The 6,980-nt window shown below is 52.2% G+C and carries 6 protein-coding genes; 4 read left to right on the top strand and 2 right to left on the bottom strand.

Annotated features, from left to right (window positions below):
* Positions 1-68 precede the first annotated feature (68 nt).
* Positions 69-455: a hypothetical protein gene (locus LZ24_RS00230; RefSeq protein ID WP_144681115.1), complete on the top strand. Its 387-nt coding sequence runs from the start codon at positions 69-71 to the stop codon at positions 453-455.
* A gap of 373 nt (positions 456-828) precedes the next feature.
* Positions 829-1,722, top strand: coding sequence for a sulfite exporter TauE/SafE family protein (locus LZ24_RS00235; RefSeq protein ID WP_281282264.1), 894 nt, complete (start codon positions 829-831; stop codon positions 1,720-1,722).
* Here the strand turns inward: LZ24_RS00235 and LZ24_RS00240 are convergent.
* Positions 1,710-3,119, bottom strand: coding sequence for a GTPase/DUF3482 domain-containing protein (locus LZ24_RS00240; RefSeq protein ID WP_144681117.1), 1,410 nt, complete (start codon positions 3,117-3,119; stop codon positions 1,710-1,712). The two genes, LZ24_RS00235 and LZ24_RS00240, sit on opposite strands and share 13 nt — an antisense overlap.
* Complete coding sequence (locus LZ24_RS00245) at positions 3,109-4,611, bottom strand: DUF2868 domain-containing protein (protein ID WP_144681119.1); 1,503 nt, start codon at positions 4,609-4,611, stop codon at positions 3,109-3,111. Before LZ24_RS00245 ends, LZ24_RS00240 begins: the two co-directional genes overlap by 11 nt.
* Before the next feature lie 166 nt (positions 4,612-4,777).
* Here LZ24_RS00245 and LZ24_RS17050 point away from each other — a divergent pair, with 166 nt between their 5' ends.
* Entirely contained in the window at positions 4,778-5,641 is an 864-nt protein-coding gene (locus tag LZ24_RS17050; protein ID WP_186442836.1) for an HD domain-containing protein, read from the top strand.
* A gap of 20 nt (positions 5,642-5,661) precedes the next feature.
* Positions 5,662-6,849 (top strand): RtcB family protein, encoded by a 1,188-nt coding sequence (locus LZ24_RS00255; RefSeq protein ID WP_144681121.1) that lies wholly within the window; start codon positions 5,662-5,664, stop codon positions 6,847-6,849.
* Positions 6,850-6,980: the final 131 nt, after the last annotated feature.

Raw genomic sequence — 6,980 nt, forward strand, 5'->3', positions numbered from 1 at the left:
TTTTTTTTGAATGCAGCAACAAGACAGAATTTTGAAGGGCCAGAAACGATATTTTAAAGGAAAAAGATATGGCTAAAATAAAAGTATCCCGCTACAGAGGCAGCAATGATGACCTTGTAGCCAAGGCTCTCACGGAGATGGCGGGTCCCATCCTTACCTTATGCAGCAGGGATCAGGAGCTGACGGCTCCCCTCGGAGAACTCATGGTCTTTGGATGGAACCTTTCTCTGGAAGCCCTTGAAGAAGAAGTCTGTACGGAGCGTATCCGAAAAGCGCTGCCGGAAAAACTGCCGCCTTCCCAGCAGGAAGCCCTCACATCCTTTGTCCTGAACCTGATCCGCCAGCGCCGGAAAGACTATCCGGACATTCTGCGGGGAATTACCCACCATGAGATAAGCATGGAACCTCAGCCTGCTTTCATGGTAAAGACCCTGCCCCTGAATCCTTTAAAGTAAGGCTTGCAGGCCTTCTGATACTGAAAAAGGTGACAGAAATGGTGCAAAGCGGGTGTACACCTTGAAAAATCAGATGACACCTGCCCTGTGCAGGGCAAGAAGCTCCCGAATCCGGCACTCAAGATCCATAGGCATTTCTGCTCCCGTAAAGGGGCTTGCGTTTTTTAGCTTGAGTGCCGGATTGCGTCACGGGCAAATAGCCTGGGTGCCTGTGCATCTGTTATCTGGCAGGTATGGAACTTGAAAAATTGTGCTGAACAATGACACGATTTTTAAAATTAGCACCATCTGAATTCAGGCATTTTTCTTGCATTTACTCTTTTTGCCAAGTTTTGAGAAACCCTCACCCCTGAATCAGGAAAGGTATGAAAAAATGGAAATCTTTTTCCCAGTATCCGAACTCAGCCTCAATCCCCTCTTTCCCGTATTGATCGGCTTCGTGCTGGCTTTTTTCTGCTCCATGGGCGGCATATCCGGGGCTTTTCTCCTTCTCCCCGTTCAGATGAGTTTCTTAGGCTTTACCAGCCCTTCCGTGAGTGCCACCAATCAGCTTTACAATATCGTGGCCATCCCCAGCGGCGTATGGCGGTTTTATAAAGAAGGCCGCCTGATTCCGCCCCTTGTCAAGGCCGTTGTCATCGGCACCCTGCCCGGTGTCTTCATCGGTGCTGTCATCCGGGTTTATTACATGCCCGATCCCGATCTCTTCAAGCTTTTTGTCGGCTGCGTCCTACTCTACATCGGCATACGGATGATCCGGGATCTTCTTGGTAAAAAACAGGCCACCGCAGGTGGTGGTGCACAGGGCAGCGGCCGTGTGGAAGTGCTGCCTTCCGGTTTTTTTGAAGTCCGCTTCATCTTCCGTGAAAAGGAATACCATGTGGGTGCTGCGGGCATCATGGCCTTAAGCGGTATTGTGGGAATCATCGGAGGGATATACGGCATTGGCGGGGGCGCCATCATCGCCCCCTTCTTTGTTTCTGTTTTCGGACTGCCCGTATATACGGTGGCAGGGGCAGCCCTCATGGGTACTTTCATCACCAGCGTTGCCGGTGTTATCTTTTATCAGATCCTTGCCCTGCTGAACCCTGAACAGGCCATTTCTCCGGACTGGCTTCTGGGTATTCTTTTTGGCATCGGCGGTTTTATCGGCATGTACCCTGGAGCCAGAACCCAGAAATTTGTTCCGGAACGCTGGATCAAGTGGGGCCTTTGCCTTGTCATCGCATGGACAGCGGGGAATTATATTCTGGGTTATTTCTTCTGATCCGGCCCTGAGGAAAGACGGGTAAGAACGGAGGCAAGGCCTGCATCCATTTCCCTGCGCTGTTCTTCCCCGACCTTATTCTTTCCTGCATCCTGAAAAAAGGCAGCCAGTTTTTTTCTCTCCTCACTGCCAAGGATCTGTAAGAGGCTCCTTTCCGCCGGTCTTTTTTCCTCATCCCGGGTGGCATGGGGCCTTGTTACCAGCGTATGAAAAAGAAGGAGGCAGCGATCCAGAACCATCCATGGAATCCTTGCATCCCGAACAGGCCCGATGCAGACCTCAAAACCGCTGACCCGTATGCCCGCAATGCGGCGGGCATCACCGCTGCGGGTACCGAGATAGCTCCAGGTGGCACCGGCCAGCCCCCCTGCGGCTGTCACCAGACCCAGGGCCGCACCGCCCAGAGCAAGGTCCACCCCTGCGGCCACGGCGGCTCCGGCACCTCCGCTGATGGCCGCAAGCTGCACCCGGGAAAGCCCGAACATATGGAAGGCCTCCTTTGAAAGGAGATCCGTTTCCACCAGCGCCAGAACATCCGGAGACGGGGCAAAAAAACGGTGGCGGAAGGTATCCCTCAGGCTGTCCCAGCAGACTTCCTCCTGCCTGCGGATGGACTCCTGCCACTGAAGAACCAGTCTGCGGGAAAGGTCCTCCACCTTTTTTGCATCCGAAGCCTCCTCCTTCAGGGAAAAAGAAGACACGCTGTAAAGAAGATCCGTAATCTGACTGGCAGACCGGGCAATCCTGTCTTCCCAGTCCTGCTCCAGCTCACGGATAACAGGATGCAGCACGGGCTCCACATCCGGGTCCATGGAGCGCAGGGCCGAAAGCAGCCGCATACGCTCCCTGAATCCGGCGGTCAGGGCATTGAATACGTGGACGGCATTAAAGGTTTTACGCAGGGCGGTCTTCCAGTCTTCCAGAGCCTCCGCCGTTCCCTTGGGATTGATGATGGCCATGCGGGAAAGTCCCACCAGACGCAGAATCTCCATTTCCGCAAGATCGCTCTTACGCACGGGCCGGGCCGCATCCACCACGTAGAGAATACCGGCCCCCCTGGAAAGGGCGGAAAAAATCTCGCATTCATCCTCAAAATCCGGGTTGCCTCCATGCATGGCAACAAAGGCACCGGCAAGATCCTTACCCGTAAGATTTTTTTCATGTTCCTGAATCCATGCAAGGGTTCGCTTCGGCGACTGAAAACCCGGCGTATCCGTGAAAAGAAGCCGGACCGTATCTCCGGAATGCACAGGGTAGGCACGGCTTTCACGGGTTTCCCCGGGCCATGGACTGATGCGGATGGTATCATCTTCCACAAGGGTGGCCACAACCGATGACTTGCCCTCATTGGGATGACCCACCACGGCAAATTCCAGATGAAGGGAATCAGGCTTCATGGCGCACCCCCCTATGCATCACAGGGCGGGGTTCAGAAAGACCCTGCAGCCTGAGATCCCATATGCGGATATCATCGGCGCTTGCCTCTCCCCCGTTTCTGTCCGGCCTGCCCACGGGCCAGATCCATAAAGGGGCTTCGCTTTTTTCTGCCATGCCTTTTAAAAGCTTCAGATCCTCCTTCACAGGCGGCATAAAAACCTCCAGAGCCAGCACCCGGCTGCAGGACGAATCCGCATTTTCCGGCAGATTTTCCGTATCCATATGAAGAATACTTCTGGGAGACGAACCCATGGCAGTACCGGTATTTTCAAGGATTTTTCCATGCAGATTTTCAGGGATCTCATCGCTGATCCACAGATCCCACACCATGGTGGAAGATGTTTCTTTATCCTCCTGTTTCATCTCTATGGATGAGATTTTTTCCTCAAATATAAGAGGTTTTTCTTTCCCTTGATCCTTTTTTGGGGAAGGAATGGAGCGCCTCAGAAAAAAACAGAGCTCATGGATGCGGGAGTCAGTTATTTTTGTTTCCATGGCGGTTTTATGGAAACGCCACCGGGCAAAAAAAAGAAAAAAAAGCCTTGGCAAAAATCCATAAACCAGAAGTGCCATGGACAGAAAGGACCACCATGCGCTCAGATGGCGTGCTTCCAGATGGGCGATGCCTTCCTTTAAAACCAGACGGGAACCTTCTACATAGGCGGTATCCGGAAGGGCCTGTGGAAAAAACCAGCTCCAGGGCAGAGCCAGCAGGGTCATCAGTCCGTGGATGGCCTCTGCACCGGGATTCAGGGTGCTCTGCCATGCAAAGGCCAGATCACTGGCTGCAACCTTGAGAAGAAAACCGGACAAAAGACCCAGCACAAGAAAAAAACCCGCTACCTGAAAGGCAAAAAAAACAAAGGAAAAAACCAGTGGCCGGTATCGCCCTGAAAACCTGTCCATGTTTTTTGCCCGGACCTGAAGAAGATCCTTGATTTCAGAAGACATTCTGTTTTCGGCTCCCTTCTGCACACGCAGGAACAGCCTGCGGAATCCGGAAAGAAACAGTCTGTAAGCCAGAGGCATTTTACGATTACGGAACAAAATAACCAGAAGGGTAAGGACAAGGCTGATCAGCGGCAGTCCCACCAGCACAAAAAGTGCATGGAAAAGATTGACAGGGGTAAGACCATCATAGCGTAAAACGCCTGCAGCCATGGAAAAACCAGCAAGAAAGCCCAGCAAAGCCAGCAGGACAATGCCCGTCTTCATGAGAGAAACCACACGGTCTCCGGCCAGAATGCGGCCCGCATCCTTTCCCGCCTGCTTCCGGCGTTCGTTCAGCCAGAAGTGAAGACAGGCATCATCCGTATTTTCCGGCTGGATGAAAGCAGCAATGCGTTTATTGCGGAGCCTCGCCCCTTCACCTTCCTGGGCATCCTGTGAAAGAAACCACTCCGTATCTGCAAGATCGCTAATTTTTTCATAGGTTTTATACCTTCGTGTCATTATTTTTCACTTATCCCCGTTTTACGGTATGTCAGAATTTACTTGTCCGGAAAATAGGCTCAGGCTAGCCTGTATCAGGGGAAAGGCTGAGCTGTCCCTGATTCAGACCCTGTACTTTAATGTTGAAACGTTCTTTCTTCAAGAACTACTCTTCGGGGGGAATGGAATGAATGAGGAAAAAACCGTTGCAAGAATCCTGAGACAGTACCGGCTCAACCCCTTTGGCACCCATGGTGTTTCCCACTGGGCAAGGGTCATGGAAAATGGTTTGAAACTGGCCTCATATAATGGTGCCGATGAAAACGTTGTCCGTTATTTTGCCCTTTTCCATGATGCAAGGCGCAGAAATGAAGGACTTGACTTCAACCACGGCCTCAGGGGGGCCAATCTGGCAAAGCGCCTGCGCTCTGAGCTCATTGATCTTAATGATCAGCAGTTTGAGCTTCTGATACTGGCTTGCAGGGACCATACCAAAGGCAAAACAGAAGGAGACATCACCGTCCGGACCTGCTGGGATTCGGATAGGCTGGATCTTGCCAGGGTGGGAAAAATCCCGGACCCCAAACGCCTCTGTACGGATGCGGCAAAACAGCCTGAGGTCATGGCATGGGCAACGGAAAGGGCCTCCTGCCGCATGGTTCCGGAACGCATCTGGAACCTGTGGGGGCTTAAATCCCTGCGCTTCAATGACCGGGGCCTGCCCTGGCTGGACAGGGAAATGGTGAACCGCATCCTCTCACGGGTTACCTGCGGCTTCATGCCCCAGAACAGTCCCCCGCCCTGTCCGGACAAACAGATCAGGGACTTTCTCCAGACCCTGACCACCATGCAGCATTACAACTATCGCTACAGATCCGAGGCCATCATGGAAATGAAAGATACGATTCTGCCCCTGATACCTGAAACGGCCAATACGGACGTGGTAAGAATGTGGCTGGCGCTGGCACTGGCCCTCAAAGACCTCTACCATATGCGAAGGACAAAGCTTGCGGAAATACTTGCCAAGGGCGTTCACAGGGCAATACTGTAAAATCCCGAAGGAGAAGAACCATGTCAAGAAAAGCATCCGGTATTCCCCTGCGTTCCTGGTGTCAGGATCCCGAAGATCTGGCCATGGAGCAGGCAGAAAACCTCTGCCGCCATCCAAGGGCCTTCCATCACATTGCCCTGATGCCGGACTGTCACCCCGGATACGGCATGCCCATCGGAGGTGTGGCAGCCTTCAGAAATGCTATCATTCCCAATGCCGTAGGTGTGGATATCGGCTGCGGCATGGGGGCTGCCATGTCTGATTTCACAGGACAGCCGGAACGAAAAACCCTCGTAAAAATCACAGAAACCATTACCAGCTGCATTCCAGCAGGCTTCAACCGCCACAAACAGGATCAAAAATGGGAAGGCTTTGACAGTTTCCTTGAAAATCTGAGCGGAAAACCCGGCTGGTTGGGAAAGGATACCCTGAGTATTGCCCGCCAGAGTCTTGGGACCCTTGGTGGCGGTAACCACTTCATTGAAATTCAAAAAGATGGTGAAGACAGAATCTGGGTCATGCTGCACTCGGGCTCCCGCAATCTCGGCAAAACCATAGCAGAATACCATCACAGAAAAGCCCTTGCGGAAAACCGGAAAGACGGCATTGTCCTTCCATCGGAAGATCTGGCTTTTTTTGATACGGATAGTGCAAGGGGAATGGCCTATATAAGGGATATGCACTTTGCCCTGAACTTTGCAAAGGAAAACCGCAGGCGCATGATGGATATCGTTAAAAAAATTCTTGGGGATACCCTTGGCTGCAGTTTTCTGCAGGAAATCAATATCCACCACAATTATGCCGCAGAAGAAAACCATTTCGGATGCCGTGTCTGGGTACACCGCAAGGGTGCCACCTCCGCACAAAAAGGTGAAAAGGGTATCATTCCCGGCTCCATGGGCAGCCCTTCCTATATTGTGGAGGGCTTGGGAAACCCGGAATCCTTCTGTTCCTGCTCCCATGGGGCAGGCAGGGTCATGGGAAGAAACGAAGCATGCAGAAAACTGGATGCCGCTGCTGTGGCAGCTTCCATGAAGGGCATTGTCCATGGAGGATTTCCCACCATGAAAAAAGGAAACCTCCGGGGAAAACAGGATTTCGGTGAAGCTCCCGGTGCTTACAAGGATATCGACACGGTCATGGCAGCACAAGCCGATCTTGTAAAAATTCTTGTGAAACTTCAGCCCCTTGCCGTTGTCAAAGGATAGAAAAATAGTAATTATTCAGCACGGTTTACCCCGAACTGCCAATGCTGTAGTTGCAGCAGCTTTGTACTGCTGCAAGGCTCTGTGGCTATTTGCAAGTGACATTGCAATCGTTTCGGATCAGAGCTTTGCAG

It is taken from the genome of Desulfobotulus alkaliphilus (assembly GCF_007830435.1).
Lineage (GTDB): Bacteria > Desulfobacterota > Desulfobacteria > Desulfobacterales > ASO4-4 > Desulfobotulus > Desulfobotulus alkaliphilus.